The sequence below is a fragment of the Miniimonas arenae genome, from assembly GCF_006351005.1.
GTDB lineage: Bacteria > Actinomycetota > Actinomycetes > Actinomycetales > Beutenbergiaceae > Miniimonas > Miniimonas arenae.
The window spans coordinates 1-17,678 of sequence record NZ_VENP01000005.1; the positions used below are offsets into that span (position 1 = coordinate 1).

Sequence of the window (17,678 nt, forward strand, 5' to 3'; positions counted from 1 at the left end):
CTCCTCAGATCGTCGGTGCCGGCCTGGTCAGGTGTGCCCGGGTCCCCGAGGGGGCTCCGTGCGGTGCCGGGTCGCCGAAGGCAACCTGGGACGATAGCGCACTCGGCACGGCCGCCGCACTCAGAGCCGCACTCAGAGCAGCGCCGCGATCCCGATGATCACGAGAATGCCGAACGAGATCCCCGCCGAGGCCAGCGACGCGAACGCGAGGGCGGTGAGCCCACCGATGCCGGTGCGCGGCACGACGCTGGTCTCCGCACCGGACACCACGACGGTGACCTCCTGACCGTCCGGGGTCCGGGTGTGCACGACGTTGTCGGGGTGCTCGCCCGTGCGCTCCATCTCGCCGAGCCGGCCCAGCACCTGGTGGCGCCGGACGGCGAGCCACACCACGGGCACGGCGAGCAGCAGCGCCACGAAGCGCAGCACCCAGGCGCCGAACCCCTGGACGGACAGGGTCGCGAGCACGAGCCCGCCCACGCACACCCCGGCGATCACGAGCACCACGAGCGAGGGTCGTGCGACGGCGCGGGTGCCACCGCGGCCGAACGCGCCCCAGTCCACACCGTTCGTCATGGCTCGAGCCTGACACGTCACGCTGCGGCGTGCATCCCGCCTACGGGGTGAGGCTCGTCGCGAGGAGCGCGTCCAGCGCGCGCAGCCCGTCGGGATCGCCCCCGACGGCGAGCGAGGGGTCGTGCGCCGACGTGCGGCCCCACAGGAGGAGGGCGAGCGCGGGCGCCGGCCCGGTGACGCTCACCGCCGGTGCGCCGGGCGGCGCACCCGACAACGTCCACCTCTGCTCGCCGTCGGCGGCGAGCGTGAGGGCGATCGGCGGTGGCGCGATCCGGGCGAGCCGGATCTGGCGCGGGTGCATCACGGTGACGGCCTCGTCGACGCAGTCCAGCCACCACGCGTCCGGGACTTCCGCCGTGTGGAGGCCGGTCGCCTTGCGCAGGTCCCACAGGTGCACGAGCGTCTCGGACTTCTGGCGTCGGTGCCAGAACGCGACCGTGCCACCGGCGTCACCGGGGGAGTCGTCCAGGAGGGTCCACGCGGGCGCGTCGGCGTCGAGGCGGCGCAGCACGTCCGCGAGCTCGGTCGCTCCCGCCCGGTAGTGGCAGGCGAGGTCGACCGGCGCGTCGACGGGCTCGGCGAGCGGCGCGTCCGGCGGCGGCTCGGGGAAGCGCGCAGCCTGGGCGGCGGCCCAGCGGTGGATCTCGACGAGGTGCGTCACGAGGTCCCTCACGCGCCAGGTGCCGCACGAGGGGACGGGCTCGTCGGGATCCACGAGCGGCACGGTGGCGAGGAAGCGGGCCTGGAGGTCGAGGAGGTCGAGGAGGTCCGTGGGCAGCGCGCGCGGGGGGTGGTCCGGGCTCATGGGACCATTGTGGGAGTCCCACTCGTCTGTCCCGGAGCACTCGTGCCGATTCCCTCGCCTGCGCTCGCCGCCGGCATCCAGCCCGCCGCCACGGCGCCCCACCTGCTGCGCAACTTCTGCATCATCGCGCACATCGACCACGGCAAGTCCACGCTGGCCGACCGGATGCTCCAGCTCACCGGGGTGGTGGACTCGCGCGCCATGCGGGCCCAGTACCTGGACCGGATGGACATCGAGCGCGAGCGCGGCATCACGATCAAGAGCCAGGCGGTCCGGATGCCCTGGGGCGTCACCGGCGACGACGGCGTGGAGTCCGCCTACGCGCTCAACATGATCGACACCCCGGGCCACGTCGACTTCACGTACGAGGTCTCGCGCTCGCTCGCGGCGTGCGAGGGTGCCGTGCTGCTCGTCGACGCCGCGCAGGGAATCGAGGCGCAGACCCTGGCGAACCTGTATCTCGCGCTCGAGAACGACCTCACGATCATCCCGGTGCTCAACAAGATCGACCTGCCGGCCGCCCAGCCCGAGAAGTACGCCGAGGAGCTGGCGAACCTCATCGGCGGCGACCCCGAGGACTGCCTGCGCGTCTCGGGCAAGACCGGCGCCGGCGTGGTCGAGCTGCTCGACCGCATCGTCGCGGACATCCCGGCGCCGACGGGCGACCCCACGGCGCCGGCGCGCGCCATGATCTTCGACTCGGTCTACGACACCTACCGCGGCGTGGTGACCTACGTGCGCGTGGTGGACGGCCAGCTGAGCCCGCGCGAGCGCATCCTCATGATGTCCACCCGCGCGACCCACGAGCTGCTCGAGATCGGCGTCTCGGCGCCGGAGCCCACGCCGACCCGCGGCCTCGGGGTGGGGGAGGTGGGGTATCTCATCACGGGCGTGAAGGACGTGCGCCAGTCCCGCGTCGGCGACACCGTGACGAACGCGCACAAGCCCGCGAGCGACGAGCTCGGGGGGTACCGCGACCCCAAGCCCATGGTCTTCTCCGGGCTGTACCCCATCGACGGCTCGGACTACCCCGTGCTGCGGGACGCCCTTGACCGGCTCAAGCTCAACGACGCCGCGCTGGTGTACGAGCCGGAGACGTCCGCGGCGCTGGGCTTCGGCTTCCGGTGCGGCTTCCTCGGCCTGCTCCACCTGGAGATCGTGCGCGAGCGGCTCGAGCGCGAGTTCACCCTCGACCTCATCTCCACCGCGCCGAACGTGGTCTACGACGTGACGATGGAGGACGGCACCGAGCACGTGGTGACGAACCCGAGCGAGTATCCCGCGGGCAAGATCCGCGAGGTCCGCGAGCCCGTGGTGCGCGCCACGATCCTCACGCCGAACGAGTTCGTCGGCGGGATCATGGAGCTGTGCCAGTCGCGGCGAGGAGCGCTGCAGGGCATGGACTACCTGTCCGAGGACCGCGTCGAGATGCGCTACACGCTCCCGCTCGCCGAGATCGTCTTCGACTTCTTCGACCAGCTGAAGTCGAAGACCCGCGGGTACGCCTCGCTCGACTACGAGACGACCGGCGACGCGCCCGCCGACCTCGTCAAGGTCGACATCCTGCTGCAGGGCGAGACGGTCGACGCGTTCAGCGCCATCGTGCACAAGGACAAGGCGTACTCCTACGGCGTGATGATGGCCGGCAAGCTCAAGGACCTCATCCCGCGTCAGCAGTTCGAGGTGCCGATCCAGGCCGCGGTGGGGTCGCGGATCATCGCGCGCGAGACCGTCCGCGCGATGCGCAAGGACGTGCTCGCCAAGTGCTACGGCGGTGACATCTCGCGCAAGCGCAAGCTGCTCGAGAAGCAGAAGGAGGGCAAGAAGCGCATGAAGACGATCGGTCGCGTCGACGTGCCGCAGGAGGCCTTCATCGCCGCGCTGTCCTCCGACGCCCCGACCGGCAAGGACGCCAAGGACGCGAAGAGGTGAGGCTGCCCGACGGCGAGGACGCGCCGTCGGACGGCACGCTTCCTTCCGCGGTGGTCCAGGGGGCGGCGGAGCGCGCGTTCGGGGTCTACCTGCACGTCCCGTTCTGCGCCGTGCGGTGTGGATACTGCGACTTCAACACCTACACGGCGCTGGAGCTCGCCCGCCCCGGCGAGCAGCTCGTCGGCGCGAGCCAGGACACCTACGCCCAGGCCGCATGCGCCGAGATCGCCTTCGCCGACGCCGCACTGCGGGCGTCGGGCGTGCCGCGCCGCACGGTGGAGACCGTCTTCGTCGGCGGGGGGACGCCCACCCTGCTGCCCGCGGCCGACCTCGCGGCGATGCTCCAGGCGGTACGGGACACCTGGGGCCTCACCCCGGACGCGGAGGTGACCACCGAGGCCAACCCGGACTCGGTCACGCCGGACGCCCTGCGTGCACTGGCCCGGGCGGGCTTCACCCGCATCTCGTTCGGCATGCAGTCCGCCGTGCCGCACGTGCTCGCCACGCTCGACCGCACCCACGATCCCGAGCGGGTGCCCGATGCGGTGCGCTGGGCGCGCGAGGCGGGCCTGGGGGTGTCGGTGGACCTCATCTACGGCACACCGGGGGAGTCCCTCGCGGACTGGGCCACGAGCCTCGCGGCCGCCGTCGCGCTCGAGCCGGACCACGTGTCGGCCTACGCGCTCACCGTGGAGGAGGGCACCGCGCTGCACCGCCGCGTGGCGCGGGGTGAGCTGCCCGCCCCCACCGACGACGATGAGGCCGCGAAGTACGAGCTCGCCGACGCCGTGCTCGCTGGGGCGGGCTACGACTGGTACGAGATCAGCAACTGGGCCCGCACGCCCGCCGACCGGTGCCGGCACAACGTCGCCTACTGGCGCAACCAGGACTGGTGGGGCATCGGCCCGGGCGCGCACAGCCATGTCGGCGGGACGCGGTGGTGGAACATCAAGCACCCGCGGGCGTACGCGGCGCGGATCGCCGCCGGCGTCTCGCCGGCCGCCGCGCGCGAGGTGCTCGACGGCGAGGCTCGCCTGCTCGAGGACGTCCTCCTCGGGACGCGGCTGGTCGAGGGGTATCCGGTCAGCGCACTCTCGCGGCAGGCGGTCGAGGGCCTGGTTGCCGACGGCCTCGCCGTCCGCACCGACGCCGACCGGCTCGTGCTCACGCTGCGTGGACGCCTGCTCGCCGACACCGTGGTGCACCGCCTGACCTGAGCCGTGCCCGTGCGATCGCGTGACCGGGAGCCGGGTCTCGGGTGGCCGGGTGCATGGGACTGCCGGGCGCCTGCTTGACACTCCTGGGGCGTACCGCTTCGCTGACAGGTGCGGTGACCGCCGCCCGCGTGGACACGGCTGCTCGAGGGCCGTAGCGCACGACAGATCGAGAGGACGTCATCGATGAGCGAGCCCAACGCTCCAGAGGAGAAGAAGCCCACCGCGCCGGACGGTGAGGGTTCGACGCCCGCGCCCCCGCCGCCTGCGTGGGGTGGCACCGAGGGCGACTCGCCCGCGCCGACCACCCCGCCGGCGCCGTCCGCCCCCGCGCCGTCCGCGCCGTCCGCCCCGAGCTGGGGCGCCACGCCGTCGGACACCCCGCCGCCCAGCGCGCCGCCCGCGTACGGCAGCCAGACGCCGCCGTCGCCGTACGGCGCACCCAGCGCGCCCACGCCGCCGCCCGCGTACGGTGCGCCGAGCCAGCCGACGCCGCCGTCGCCCTACGGTGCGCCGAGCCAGCCGACGCCGCCCTACGGTGCGCCCCCGCAGCCGTCGAGTGCCTACCCGCAGTCCTCCGACGCGGGCTACACGCCCCCGCCGGGTTCGGGCGGCTTCCCGACGCCGCCGCCGGCCCCCGAGTACGGGTACGGCTCCCAGCAGGCCGGCTACGCCGGCGGCTACCAGCAGCCCGCCGACATCGGCAGCGCGCTGGGCTGGGGCTGGAAGAAGTTCGGCCAGAACGCCGGCGTGCTCATCGGCTCGCACGTCCTGTGGTACCTGGTGATCATCGCGATCGCGCTCGTCGGGTTCGCCGTCGCGGGCCTGTTCGGCACCACGCGCTACAACACGTCCGACGGCGTGAACGTCGCCGCCGCGTTCGGCGTCTTCGGCTCGATCGTCCTGTACTTCTTCGTCTTCGCGGCCGTCTTCCTCGCCCAGATCGGCCTCATCAACGGCTACCTCACGATCGCGGACGGTCAGCGCGCGGCGCTCGGGACGTTCTTCACGTTCCGCAACATCGGGGCCGCGCTGCTCGCGGTGCTGCTGATCGCGGTGGTGTCCGCCGTGCTCTCGATCGTCCCGGTGATCGGTTCGATCGCCGTCGCGTTCTTCACGGTCTTCGCGCTGTACTTCGTGGTCGACCGCAACCAGGACGCGATCTCCGGGATCCGGTCCGCCGCCACGCTGGCGATCCAGAACCCCGCGCAGACGCTGCTGCTCATCGTCGTGACCTACCTGCTCAACGTGGTCGGTGCGCTCGTGTGCGGCGTCGGCCTGCTCGTCACGGTGCCGCTCGCCGGCCTTGCCACGGTGTACCTGTACCGCCGCCTGTCCGGCGGCCAGGTCGCCGCAGCCTGAGCCGGCGACCGCCCCCGGTCACACGAACGAACGCCGGTCCCGCATCGCGGGGCCGGCGTTCGGCGTTCAGTGAGCCGTGACGAAGTCGACGAGCTCCTCGACCCGGCCGAGCAGCGCGGGGGAGAGGTCGCGGTAGTCGCGCACTCGCCCGAGGATGCGGGCCCAGCCGCGCGCGACGTCGGCCTGGGTCGCGTGGGGCCAGCCCAGGGCGGTGAGCGTGCCCACCTTGATGTCCGTGCCGCGCGGTACGTGGGGCCACGCCGTGAGACCCACGCGGTCGGGGTTCACCGCCTGCCAGACGTCGACGTACGGGTGGCCCAGCACGAGGACGTGGGCGGCCCGCCCGCCGAGCGCCCGCAGGGTGTCGTCGGCGAGCCGACGCTCCTTCGACCCCGGGACGAGGTGGTCCAGGAGCACGCCGGCCCGGCGCTCGGGGCCCGGGGCGAAGTCGGTGAGCACCTCGCAGAGGTGATCCGCGCCGTCGAGCATCTCCACGACGACGCCCTCGAGGCGCAGGTCCTCGCCCCAGACGCGCTCGACGAGCTCGGCGTCGTGCTTGCCCTCCACCCAGATCCGCGAGGCGCGCGCCACGCGAGCGCGAGCACCGGCGACGGCGAGCGAGCCGGACGCGGTCCGCGCCGGTCCGGTCGCGCCCCCGGCGCCCGCGGGGCGCGGCGGACGGACGAGGCGCACCGGCGCGCCGTCCACCCAGAACCCCGCGCCGAGCGGGAACGAGCGCTGGGCGCCACGGCGGTCCTCCAGCACGACGACGTCCCCGCCGTTGGTGCGCTCGACGCGCAGCACGGCGCCCACGTACCCGGTCGTGACGTCCTCGACCACGAGGCCGGCGACGGCGGGCTCGTCCCGGGTGACCTTCCGGCTGCCCGTGCGCACCCGGGGGTCGCGCACGCGGTCGGGGGCGTCGGCGGCGAGCACGTCGGCGGCGTAGAGGTCGGGTCGGAGCGGGTCGCGCGAGGGCACCCGCGGACCATACCGGCGTAGGATTAGCACTCTGGCACGTCGAGTGCCACGGCGGCGCGGGCTGCGTCGCGTGCGGTGAGCGGACCTGGGAGGGGACGATGGCAGCGGATCGGCGCCTGGACGTGCTGCGCGCCATCGTGTCCGACTACGTCGAGACGCGGGAGCCGGTCGGCTCGCGCACGCTCGTCGAGCGGCACCAGCTCGGCGTGTCGCCGGCCACCATCCGCAACGACATGGCGGCGCTGGAGGAGGCCGGCTACATTGCGCAGCCGCACACCTCCGCGGGCCGCATCCCCACCGACGCTGGCTACCGCGTGTTCGTGGACCACCTCGCGTCGCTGCGCCCCCTCCAGCCGCCCGAGCGCCGGGCCATCGAGTCCTTCCTCAGCGCCTCGGTCGACCTCGACGACGCCGTGAGCCGCACGGTGCGCCTGCTCGCGCAGCTCACGCACCAGGTCGCCGTCGTGCAGTACCCGTCGCTGCGCCGCTCGGCGCTGCGCCACCTCGAGCTCGTGCCGCTCGGCGCGGACCGGATGCTGGTCGTGATGATCACCGACAGCGGCCGGGTCGAGCAGCGCACCCTCACCGTCCCGTCCGCAGGCGCCGCGCACGACGCGACCGCCACGACCGCGCTCGACGAGGGCGTCGTCGCCGACCTGCGGGCGAGGCTCAACGCGGCCGCCGCCGGTCGGCGGATGCCGCAGCTCGCCGTCGCGCTCGCCGCGGTGGGGGACGAGGTCGAGCCGCGCCTCGCGCCGCTGGTCGAGGCACTCGCCGCGGTGGTGGGCGAGACGCTCCTGGAGGAGGTCGAGGACCGCATCGTCATGGCCGGCACGGCCAACCTCGCGCGGTCGGGCTTCGACTTCGCGCACACGATCTCGCCGGTGCTCGAGGCGCTCGAGGAGCAGGTCGTCCTCATGCGCCTGCTCGCCGAGATGGCCGCGGACGCCGACGCGCTGCGCCAGGAGCACGGCGAGGTCGCGGTCCGGATCGGCGCGGAGAACCGGCACACCGGGCTCGCGGAGACGTCTGTCGTTGCCGCGCCGTACGGTGGGGAGGGCAGCGGGGACGCGCTGGCGTTCCTCGGCGTCCTCGGACCGACCCGGATGGACTACCCGGGAACCATGGCGGCCGTCCGGGCCGTCGCGCGGTACCTCTCGCGCATCGTCACGCCGTGACCGGCGCGACCCACGCCTTTCGTCCCAGCACTGACCACCCAGATCCCCGAACGAGGATGAACCACCCACGTGACTGACTACTACGAGGTCCTCGGCGTCTCGCGTGACGCGTCCACGGACGAGATCAAGCGCGCCTACCGCAAGCTCGCCCGGCAGCACCACCCCGACATCGCGGGTGAGGCCGGCGCGGAGCGGTTCAAGGAGGTCACGGCCGCGCACGAGGTGCTGTCGGACCCGGACAAGCGCGCGATGTACGACGCGGGCGGCGGCCCCGGCGGCGCCGGTGCGGGGGCCTTCGGGTTCTCCGACATCTTCGAGACGTTCTTCGGCGCGGCCGCCGGCGGCAGCGCACGCGGCCCCGTGCCGCGCGCCCGCCGAGGGCAGGACGCGCTCGTGCGGCTCGACCTCGAGCTGGCCGAGGAGGCGTTCGGCGCGCGCAAGGAGATCACGGTCGAGACCGCCGTGGTGTGCGGCACGTGCCACGGCTCCTGCGCGCGGCCCGGCACCTCGCCCCGCCCCTGTCAGGTGTGCGGCGGCCGCGGATCGGTGCAGCGCGTCGCGCGCTCGTTCCTCGGCAACGTCATGACCCAGGCGCGCTGCGACGCGTGCCAGGGCTTCGGCTCGACGATCCCCGAGCCGTGTCCCGAGTGCTCCGGCGAGGGGCGCGTGCGCACCCGCCGCACCATCACCGTGGACGTGCCCGCCGGCGTCGAGAACGGCACGCGGATCAAGCTCGTCGGGCACGGCGAGGTCGGCCCCGGCGGCGGCCCCGCCGGCGACCTCTACGTCGAGATCCGCGAGCACCCCCACCCCGTCTTCACCCGTCGGGGGGACGACCTGCACTGCACCACCTCCCTGCCGATGACCGCGGCCGCCCTCGGCACGGTCGTCTCGCTCGACACGCTCGACGGCGAGCAGGAGGTCGACATCGCACCCGGCACCCAGGGTGACCACGTCATCACCCTGCGCGGCAAGGGCATGGGCCGGCTGCGCGGCCACGGGCGCGGTGACCTGCACGTCCACCTCGACGTCCAGGTGCCGACGCGCCTCGACGAGCGGCAGGAGGAGCTGCTGCGCGAGCTCGCCGCGCTGCGCGGCGAGGAGCAGCCGCAGGCGCGGCTCGCGCCGGTCGGGGCCGGGATGTTCTCCCGACTGCGGGACAAGCTGGCGGGTCGCTCATGACGGTCGCCCACCAGGTCACGGTCCCCGACGACGTCGACATGCGCTCGCTGCTGGGCCCGCGCGACGAGGTGCTGCGCGCGTTGGAGCGGGGGTTCCCCGACCTCACGGTGCACGTGCTCGGCAGCGTCGTCACCCTGGAGGGCGAGCCCGCCGACGTGTCCCTGGCCGAGCGACTCGTGGACGAGCTCGCCCAGGTCTCGCGCGCGTCCCAGCCGCTCACGGCCGACGCCGTCGAGCGCGCCATCGCGATGCTGCGCTCGCCCGCGCCGACGTCGCCCGCGAGCGTCCTGACGATGAACATCCTGTCCTCGCGCGGCCGCACGATCCGGCCCAAGACCGTGGGGCAGAAGGAGTACGTCGAGGCGATCGACCGCAACACCGTGACGTTCGGCATCGGCCCGGCCGGCACGGGCAAGACCTACCTCGCGATGGCGAAGGCCGTGCAGGCACTGCAGGCCAAGCAGGTCGCGCGGATCCTGCTCACCCGCCCCGCCGTGGAGGCGGGCGAGCGGCTCGGGTTCCTGCCGGGCACGCTCAACGACAAGATCGACCCCTACCTGCGGCCGCTCTACGACGCGCTGCACGACATGGTCGACCCGGACTCCATCCCGCGGCTCATGGCCTCGGGCACGATCGAGGTCGCCCCGCTGGCCTACATGAGGGGCCGGACCCTCAACGACGCGTTCATCGTGCTCGACGAGGCGCAGAACACCTCGCCCGAGCAGATGAAGATGTTCCTCACCCGCCTCGGGTTCGGCTCGCGGATGGTGGTGACGGGCGACGTCACCCAGGTCGACCTGCCCGGAGGCACGCAGTCCGGCCTGCGCGTGGTCTCGGAGATCCTGCACGACATCGACGACATCGCGTTCTGCCGGCTCACCTCCGCCGACGTCGTGCGCCACCGCCTCGTCGGCGAGATCATCGACGCCTACGCGAAGTGGGACGACGTCGCGCGCGGGGGCGAACGTCCCGTGCGCCGCGAGGGCGCCGACCACCCGCGCGGCGACCGCCGCGGCAGGAGGACACCGTGAGCACCGAGATCACCAACGAGTCCGCCCACGAGATCGACGAGCTCGAGTTCGCCGCGCTCGCGCGGTACGTGCTCGACCAGATGCACGTGCACCCCCAGGCCGAGCTGTCGGTCATCTTCGTCGACGTCCCGGCCATGACCGAGCTGCACGTGCGCTGGATGGACGAGCCCGGCCCGACCGACGTGATGTCCTTCCCCATGGACGAGCTGCGCCCCGGCACCGAGGGTGAGCCGTCCGATCCCGGGATCCTCGGCGACATCGTCGTGTGTCCCGAGGTCGCCACCGCGCAGGCCCGCGAGGCCGGCCACTCGGCGCAGGAGGAGATGCTCCTGCTCGTGACGCACGGCATCCTGCACCTGCTCGGCTTCGACCACGCCGAGGAGGAGGAGCGCACCGAGATGTTCGACCTGCAGCGCCGCCTCCTGCTCACGTTCCTGGCGAGTCGGTGAGGCCGGCATGACGCTCGACTACCACCGCCCCGAGCACCCGGAGACCTACCGGGCCGGCTTCGCGTGCATCGTCGGGCGCCCCAACGCGGGCAAGTCCACGCTCGTCAACGCGCTCGTCGGCACGAAGGTCGCGATCACGTCCGGGCGGCCCCAGACCACCCGGCACACGATCCGCGGCATCGTGCACCGCGAGGACGCCCAGCTCGTGCTCGTGGACACCCCGGGCCTGCACCGACCGCGGACACTGCTCGGCACGCGCCTCAACGACCTCGTGCTGGGCACGCTCGCCGAGGTCGACGTCGTCGGTTTCTGCATGCCCGCGGACCAGAAGGTCGGGCCCGGCGACGAGTTCATCGCGCGCATGCTCACCGACGTGCGCACGCCGGTGGTCGCCCTCGCCACCAAGGCTCACACCGTGCCGCAGCCGCGCCTGGTGGAGCATCTCATCGCGATCGAGCAGCTGGGCGAGAGCTTCGGCGGCTTCGCAGACATCGTGCCGGTGAGCTCGCTCGAGGACTACCAGGTCGACGTGGTGGCGGACGTGCTGTGCTCGCACCTGCCGGTGAGCCCGCCGCTCTACCCCCAGGGCGAGCTCACGGACGAACCCGAGAACGTCATGATCGCCGAGCTCGTCCGCGAGGCCGCCCTCGAGGGCGTGCGCGACGAGCTGCCGCACTCCCTCGCCGTGGTGGTCGAGGAGATCGAGACCCGCCCGCGCCGCCCGAATGCGCGCCCGGAGGACCTCGACCTGCTCGACGTGCACGTCACCGTCTTCGTGGAGCGCGACTCGCAGAAGGCCATCGTGATCGGGCGCAAGGGCGCCCGCCTGCGCGAGGTCGGCACGCGTGCGCGCGAGGGCATCGAGGCCCTGCTCGGGGCACGGGTGTATCTCGACCTGCACGTCAAGGTCGCCAAGGACTGGCAGCGCGACCCCAAGCAGCTGCAGCGACTGGGGTTCTAGTGCCAGCTCGACCCGGTGGCGCACCGGTCGACGCCCGCGCGGACGGCGCGTCGGCGCACGACGGCGCAGCGCGCGACGGCGAGCCCGCCTCGGTCGGTCACCCCGCCTCGGGCGCAGTGGGCGACGGCGCAGCGCGCGACGGCGAGCCGGGTGCCGATCGGCGAGCGGTCCGCACGCGCCCGGCCTGGGTGCGTGTCGCGGTAGCGACCGTCGTCGCGGTGCTGCTGTTCGCCGTCGTGGGCTTCGCGGCCGGACCGCGGTGGGACCCCGAGCTCGTGACGACGTCGGTGGTGCCCGAGACCGCCTCGGTCGCGGTCGACGGGAGCAGCGCGGAGGCGACGCTCGGGCGGTACGACACGACGAGCAAGCTCGTCGACGTCGAGCTCGACGGCGCCACCACGCAGGTGCTCGTCGTCGAGCCCGTCGGGCTCACGGAGCCGGCGCCCGCCGTCGTCTTCCTGCACGGCGCCGGGACGGGCCTGGCCGAGTCGTTCTCGGCGCACGCCCAGGCGCTCGCGAGCGCGGGCGTGGTCGCCGTGTCCCCGAGCAAGCGCCTGGACACCTACTCGACGGCGCAGCGCGACTACGTCGCGATGGCCGCGGACTACGAGCGCAGCGTCGCGTACGCGCGCACCCTGCCCTCGGTCGACCCGGACCGCGTCGGGCTCTACGCGGAGAGCGAGGGGACGTGGATCGCCCCCGTCCTGGCGGACGAGGACCCCGACGTCGCGTTCGTCATGCTCGTCAGCGCGCCGGTCGTGACGCCGCGCGAGCAGGCGGCGTTCGCCGTCGACGCCTACCTGCGCAACGTCGGCGTGCCCGCGCCGCTGCTGCGGGCGATCCCGCGCGCGACCGGCGCCCACCTGCCCGGCGGCATCCTCGCTTACGCGGACTTCGACGTGCTGCCCTACCTCACGACGATGACCCAGCCCACGTTCATGGCGTACGGCACGCAGGACGCGTCGATGCCCACCGTGCAGGGGCCGCAGATCGTGGCGGGCGCGCTGCCCGAGGGTGCCGACCAGCTGCTCGTGCGGTACTACGCCGGCGCGAACCACGGCATCCGGGTCGGCTCGTCGACCGATGCCGTGGTACCGGACTTCCTTGCCGGCGTCGCGGCCTTCGCGCTCGACCCGGCGGGTGCGCTCGCCGCCGGGCCGACCGTGGCCGGGGCGACCCCGGTCCAGGTCCACCTCGCGAACGCCGTGCCCCAGCCGCGCTGGTTCGCCGACGGCGAGATGCTCCTGCGGGTCCCCGCGATCTCGATGACGGTGCTCGTGGGCGGGTATCTCCTGCTGCTCGGCGCCGCGCTGGTGCGGACGGTGGCGCGACGGCGAGCGCGTGCGTCCGCCTCGACCGGGGCGCCGAGGCCGCCGGTGCGCATCCCGGCCACGCTGGGCCGACGGGCGGTGGGCTACAGCCTGGCGGGGCTGTTTGTCGTCGTGCTGCTCATCGCGTACGTCGTCGTCGTCGCGCAGCTCGCGCTCAACTACCGCACGAACGCGGCGATGGTCTGGGGCGGCTGGGTGGTGCTGCAGCTGTCCGCCGTCGGCGCAGCGCTGCTCGGCGTGCTCGCGGTGCGCGACCTGCTCCGGGCCCGCCGGGCCTGGCGCGCCCACCGCTCCGCGGTGCGCCTCGCCGGCGAGCGGCCGCCGCTGGTGGCGCGTGGCGCGCGCGGCGCGGTCGCCCTGCTCGGCGTCGTCGGCGCGTGGGCGGTGGCTCTGGGCACGACCGGCCTGCTCGTCGTCGCCGCGTACTGGGGGGCGTTCTCGCCGCTGTCGTGACGGGTGGGGCGGACGCGCGCGACGGGCGTGCGGCGACGTGGGCTAGGGTGGCGAGCGTGCGACTGTCGGCGCTCCTCCTTCGGTGCCGCGACGAGGTCCTGTAACGGCCGGACCCTCGTTGCGGCGACCGTCATGCGCCCGGCCGGCCCACAGCCCAGCACAGAGGACGTCATGAACCAGCGCAGCACCGTCGACACCAGCATCAGCAACGTTCCCGCCCGGCCCGCCGCGAGCCCCATGCCGCTGGCGAAGTACCGGCCCTTCCACGAGGTCAACGGCATCGACCTGCCGGACCGCACGTGGCCCGCCAAGCGGATCACCGTCGCCCCCCGGTGGCTGTCCACCGACCTGCGGGACGGCAACCAGGCCCTCATCGAGCCGATGGACCCCGCCCGCAAGCACCGCATGTTCGAGCTCCTCGTCCGGATGGGCTACAAGGAGATCGAGGTCGGGTTTCCGGCCGCGAGCCAGACCGACTTCGACTTCGTGCGCTCCCTCATCGAGACGGACGTGATCCCCGACGACGTGACGATCTCGGTCCTCACGCAGGCGCGCACCGACCTCATCGAGCGCACGGTCTCCTCGCTCGTCGGTGCGCACCACGCCACGGTGCACCTGTACAACGCGACCGCGCCCGTCTTCCGCGACGTGGTGTTCCGCAAGGACCGCGCGGGCACCAAGGAGATCGCGGTGTCCGGGACGCGCGACGTCATGGACTACTACGAGAAGTACCTGGACTCCTCCGACACGGTGCTGGGGTACGAGTACAGCCCGGAGATCTTCATCGACACCGAGCTGGAGTTCGCGCTCGAGGTGTGCGAGTCCGTCATGGACGTGTGGGAGCCCGCGGCCGGCCGCGAGATCGTCCTCAACCTGCCGGCGACGATCGAGCGCGCGACGCCCAACGTGTACGCGGACCAGATCGAGTGGATGAGCCGGCACCTGTCCCGCCGGGAGAGCGTGTGCCTGTCGGTGCACCCGCACAACGACCGCGGTACGGCCGTCGCCTCCGCCGAGCTCGCCGTGATGGCCGGCGCGGACCGGGTCGAGGGCTGCCTGTTCGGCCAGGGCGAGCGGACCGGGAACGTCGACCTCGTCACCCTGGGGATGAACCTGGTCTCGCAGGGCGTCGACGCGGGGATCGACTTCTCCGACATCGACGACGTGCGCCGCACCGTCGAGTTCTGCACGCAGATGGACGTCCACCCGCGTCACCCCTACGGCGGCGACCTCGTCTACACCGCGTTCTCCGGCTCGCACCAGGACGCGATCCGCAAGGGCCTGACGAAGCGGGACGCCGACGTCGAGGCGGCCGGCGGCGACGAGCTCGCCGTCGCGTGGGCCGTGCCGTACCTGCCGGTCGACCCGCGGGACGTCGGCCGCACGTACGAGGCGGTCATCCGCGTCAACAGCCAGTCCGGCAAGGGCGGTATCGCGTACCTCATGTCGACCGAGCGGCACCTGGACCTGCCGCGCCGCCTGCAGATCGAGTTCTCCCGGATCGTGCAGGAGCACACCGACAGCCGCGGCGGCGAGTTCACCGCGGACGACCTGTGGCGCATCTTCGTCGACGAGTATCTGCCCGCCCCCGCCGACTCCGAGCTGGAGCCGTGGGGCCGGTTCGCGCTGCGGTCCACCCGCCTCACCTCGGCCGGCGACGGCAGCGACGAGGAGCTCGTGGTCACGCTCGTGGACGACGGCGAGGAGCACGTCATCACGGCGCGCGGCAACGGCCCGATCGACGCGTTCGCGGCCGCGCTCGCGACGCGCGGGGTCGAGGTCGCGGTGATCGACTACGCCGAGCACGCGCTCGCCCAGGGCGAGGACGCCTCGGCCGCCTCGTACATCGAGGCCGAGGTCGACGGTCAGGTGCTGTGGGGCGTGGGCATCGACCCGTCGATCACGACGGCGTCGTTCAAGGCGATCGTGTCGGCGGTCAACCGCGCGGTGCGCTGAGCGGCGGCGTGCTCGCGGCCGCGCGCGTGGCTGCCGGACACCGGGTGCCGGATGCCGACGGTGGTGACGCCGTCGGCGTCCGGCGGGCCGCGGTGCATCGGGGCGTGATCGCGGTGCATCGGGGCGTGATCGCGGAGCGTCGGCGGGGCAGGCGGGCGATGTCGGTGGGCTGGGGGATGATGCTGCGGTGAGTCGGACCTATCGCGACGAGGCCGTGGTGCTGCGCACCCACGACCTGGGCGAGGCGGACCGCATCGTCACCCTGCTGACCCGTGGTTCCGGGCAGGTGCGCGCCGTCGCCAAGGGCGTGCGGCGCACCTCGAGCAAGTTCGGGGCGCGGCTGGAGCCCTTCGGCGTGGTCGACGTGCAGCTGCACCTGGGTCGCTCGCTCGACGTCGTGACCCAGGCCGACACGCTCGCCCCGCACGGTCGCTCGATCATGGCCGACTACAGCCTCTTCACGACGGCGACGGCGATGGTCGAGACCGCGGCGCGCCTCACCGAGGTGGAGCGCGAGCCGGCCACGCAGCAGTACCTGCTGCTCGCGGGTGCGCTGCGGGCGCTGGCCGAGCGGGCCCACGCGGCCACCCTCGTGCTGGACTCCTACCTCCTGCGGGCGCTCGCCGTCGCCGGCTGGGCCCCGAGCTTCGCCGAGTGCGCGCGCTGCTCCCGGCCCGGTCCGCACCGCGCCTTCTCCGCCCCGATGGGCGGCGCGGTGTGCGGCGGCTGCCGCCCGCCCGGCGCCGCCGCGCCGGCCGAGGAGACGTTCGCGCTGCTCGGTGCCCTGCTCGCGGGGGACTGGGCGGTGGCCGACCGCAGCGACGACCGGCACCGGCGCGAGTCCAGCGGACTCGTCGCGGTGTACCTGCAGTGGCACCTGGAGCGCCAGCTGCGCTCGCTGCGGCACGTGGACCGGACCGGCGCGGCGCGCGTGGACCGCACGCTCGACCCCGCGGTCGCGATCATCGGGCGGACGGCGTGAGGCTGCGCCGCCGGCCCGTGGTGTGGGAGCCGCACGAGCCCAGCCCGCCGTTCGAGCATCCCTCCGGCGAGCGCCCGCCCGTGCTTCCCGAGGGTGTCGTCCCGCGGCACGTCGCCCTCGTCATGGACGGCAACGGGCGCTGGGCCAACGCGCGTGGGCTCACGCGCACCGAGGGTCACGCGGCGGGCGAGCAGGTGCTGCTGGACGTGGTGGCCGGCGCGATCGAGATCGGTGTCACGCACGTGAGCGCGTACGCGTTCTCCACCGAGAACTGGAAGCGCAGCCCCGAGGAGGTGCGCTTCCTCATGGGGTTCAACCGCGACGTGCTGCGGCGCCGGCGCGACGAGATGAACGACTGGGGCGTCCGGGTGCGCTGGGCGGGGCGTCGGCCGCGGCTGTGGCGCAGCGTCATCACCGAGCTCGAGACCGCCGAGCAGCTCACGGCCGGGAACACCACGTGCACCCTCACGATGTGCGTCAACTACGGCGGGCGCGCCGAGATCGTCGACGCCGTGCGCGCGATCGGGCACGAGGTCGCGGCCGGCCGGCTCGATCCCGAGCATGTCACCGAGCGCACCGTGGCGCGGTATCTCGACGAGCCCGACATGCCGGACGTCGACCTGTTCATCCGCACGGGCGGTGAGCAGCGCGCGTCGAACTTCCTGCTCTGGCAGGCGGCCTACGCCGAGTTCGTGTTCCTCGACAAGCCGTGGCCCGACGTCGACCGGCGCGACCTGTGGCGCGCCGTCGAGCAGTACGCGCGGCGCGATCGCCGCTACGGCGCCGCGGTGGACCGCCCGACCGCCGCGAGACCCGACGAGCACGCCGACGGCGAACCCGCGCACGAGCGGTGAGACCGCCCTCGACCGGTGAGACACCGACCCGGGCGACCGCGCGGTGTCGCAGGTCGCGGCTAGCCTCCGGAGCATGACGCTCGCGATCGGCATGATCACCGTGGACTCCACCGACCCCGTCCCGCTGGCGCACTGGTGGGCGCGGGTGCTCGAGGGCGAGGTGGTCGCCGAGAACGAGGGCTGGTTCGTCGTGGTCACCACCCCGGCCGGCACGCTGGGCTTCCAGCGCGTCGACGCCGTGACGCCGGGGAAGAACAAGGTGCACCTCGACCTCACGACGCACGAGGACCTCGCGCTCGTCGCCGGCGGTCTGCTGGCCGCCGGCGCCACGCTCGTCGGTGAACGGGCCGAGGGCGCCGCGCGCTGGTTCACGCTGGCGGACCCGCAGGGCAACGAGTTCTGCGTCGCCCACGAGGGCTGACGCCGCGGAC

Annotated in this window: 16 protein-coding genes; 13 read left to right on the forward strand and 3 right to left on the reverse strand. The window is 73.5% G+C overall.

The window, feature by feature from the left end; genetic code table 11:
* Window positions 1-132: 132 nt before the first annotated feature.
* The gene (locus tag FH969_RS02475; RefSeq protein WP_139985878.1) at window positions 133-576 is read right to left on the reverse strand and encodes a hypothetical protein; all 444 of its coding nucleotides are present in this window, start codon (window positions 574-576) and stop codon (window positions 133-135) included.
* 40 nt (window positions 577-616) lie between these two features.
* Window positions 617-1,381 carry a maleylpyruvate isomerase family mycothiol-dependent enzyme gene (locus tag FH969_RS02480; protein ID WP_139985880.1) on the reverse strand — a complete coding sequence of 255 codons (765 nt, stop codon included), beginning with the start codon at window positions 1,379-1,381 and terminating at the stop codon, window positions 617-619.
* 42 nt (window positions 1,382-1,423) lie between these two features.
* Here FH969_RS02480 and lepA point away from each other — a divergent pair, with 42 nt between their 5' ends.
* From lepA to FH969_RS02495, 3 genes are all read left to right on the forward strand, one after another.
* A complete protein-coding gene (lepA, locus tag FH969_RS02485; RefSeq protein WP_139985882.1) occupies window positions 1,424-3,313 on the forward strand; it encodes a translation elongation factor 4 in 1,890 nt (629 codons plus the stop codon).
* Complete coding sequence (hemW, locus tag FH969_RS02490; protein WP_139985884.1) at window positions 3,310-4,530, forward strand: radical SAM family heme chaperone HemW; 1,221 nt, start codon at window positions 3,310-3,312, stop codon at window positions 4,528-4,530. Before lepA ends, hemW begins: the two co-directional genes overlap by 4 nt.
* Window positions 4,531-4,713: 183 nt before the next feature.
* Complete coding sequence (locus FH969_RS02495) at window positions 4,714-5,889, forward strand: DUF2189 domain-containing protein (protein ID WP_139985886.1); 1,176 nt, start codon at window positions 4,714-4,716, stop codon at window positions 5,887-5,889.
* Between the two features lie 66 nt (window positions 5,890-5,955).
* Here the strand turns inward: FH969_RS02495 and FH969_RS02500 are convergent, their stop codons facing one another.
* Window positions 5,956-6,870, reverse strand: a complete 915-nt coding sequence (locus FH969_RS02500) for a DUF3097 family protein (protein ID WP_425462444.1) — start codon at window positions 6,868-6,870, stop codon at window positions 5,956-5,958.
* Between the two features lie 98 nt (window positions 6,871-6,968).
* Here FH969_RS02500 and hrcA point away from each other — a divergent pair, with 98 nt between their 5' ends.
* From hrcA to FH969_RS02550, 10 genes are all read left to right on the forward strand, one after another.
* Window positions 6,969-8,048: a heat-inducible transcriptional repressor HrcA gene (gene hrcA / locus FH969_RS02505; protein ID WP_139985888.1), complete on the forward strand. Its 1,080-nt coding sequence runs from the start codon at window positions 6,969-6,971 to the stop codon at window positions 8,046-8,048.
* 69 nt (window positions 8,049-8,117) lie between these two features.
* Window positions 8,118-9,230, forward strand: coding sequence for a molecular chaperone DnaJ (dnaJ, locus tag FH969_RS02510; RefSeq protein WP_139985890.1), 1,113 nt, complete (start codon window positions 8,118-8,120; stop codon window positions 9,228-9,230).
* Complete coding sequence (locus FH969_RS02515; RefSeq protein WP_139985892.1) at window positions 9,227-10,261, forward strand: PhoH family protein; 1,035 nt, start codon at window positions 9,227-9,229, stop codon at window positions 10,259-10,261. Before dnaJ ends, FH969_RS02515 begins: the two co-directional genes overlap by 4 nt.
* Window positions 10,258-10,710, forward strand: coding sequence for an rRNA maturation RNase YbeY (gene ybeY / locus FH969_RS02520; protein ID WP_139985894.1), 453 nt, complete (start codon window positions 10,258-10,260; stop codon window positions 10,708-10,710). The genes FH969_RS02515 and ybeY overlap by 4 nt, the downstream gene beginning before the upstream one ends.
* Before the next feature lie 7 nt (window positions 10,711-10,717).
* A complete protein-coding gene (gene era / locus FH969_RS02525; RefSeq protein ID WP_139985896.1) occupies window positions 10,718-11,671 on the forward strand; it encodes a GTPase Era in 954 nt (317 codons plus the stop codon).
* A complete protein-coding gene (locus FH969_RS02530; RefSeq protein WP_139985898.1) occupies window positions 11,671-13,455 on the forward strand; it encodes an alpha/beta hydrolase family protein in 1,785 nt (594 codons plus the stop codon). Before era ends, FH969_RS02530 begins: the two co-directional genes overlap by 1 nt.
* Window positions 13,456-13,626: 171 nt before the next feature.
* The gene (gene leuA, locus FH969_RS02535) at window positions 13,627-15,411 is read left to right on the forward strand and encodes a 2-isopropylmalate synthase (RefSeq protein ID WP_246071657.1); all 1,785 of its coding nucleotides are present in this window, start codon (window positions 13,627-13,629) and stop codon (window positions 15,409-15,411) included.
* A 187-nt stretch (window positions 15,412-15,598) separates the two neighbouring features.
* The gene (gene recO, locus FH969_RS02540) at window positions 15,599-16,393 is read left to right on the forward strand and encodes a DNA repair protein RecO (protein ID WP_108717672.1); all 795 of its coding nucleotides are present in this window, start codon (window positions 15,599-15,601) and stop codon (window positions 16,391-16,393) included.
* Window positions 16,390-17,247, forward strand: coding sequence for an isoprenyl transferase (locus FH969_RS02545; protein WP_246071658.1), 858 nt, complete (start codon window positions 16,390-16,392; stop codon window positions 17,245-17,247). Before recO ends, FH969_RS02545 begins: the two co-directional genes overlap by 4 nt.
* A gap of 73 nt (window positions 17,248-17,320) precedes the next feature.
* The gene (locus FH969_RS02550; protein WP_139985900.1) at window positions 17,321-17,668 is read left to right on the forward strand and encodes a VOC family protein; all 348 of its coding nucleotides are present in this window, start codon (window positions 17,321-17,323) and stop codon (window positions 17,666-17,668) included.
* Window positions 17,669-17,678: the final 10 nt, after the last annotated feature.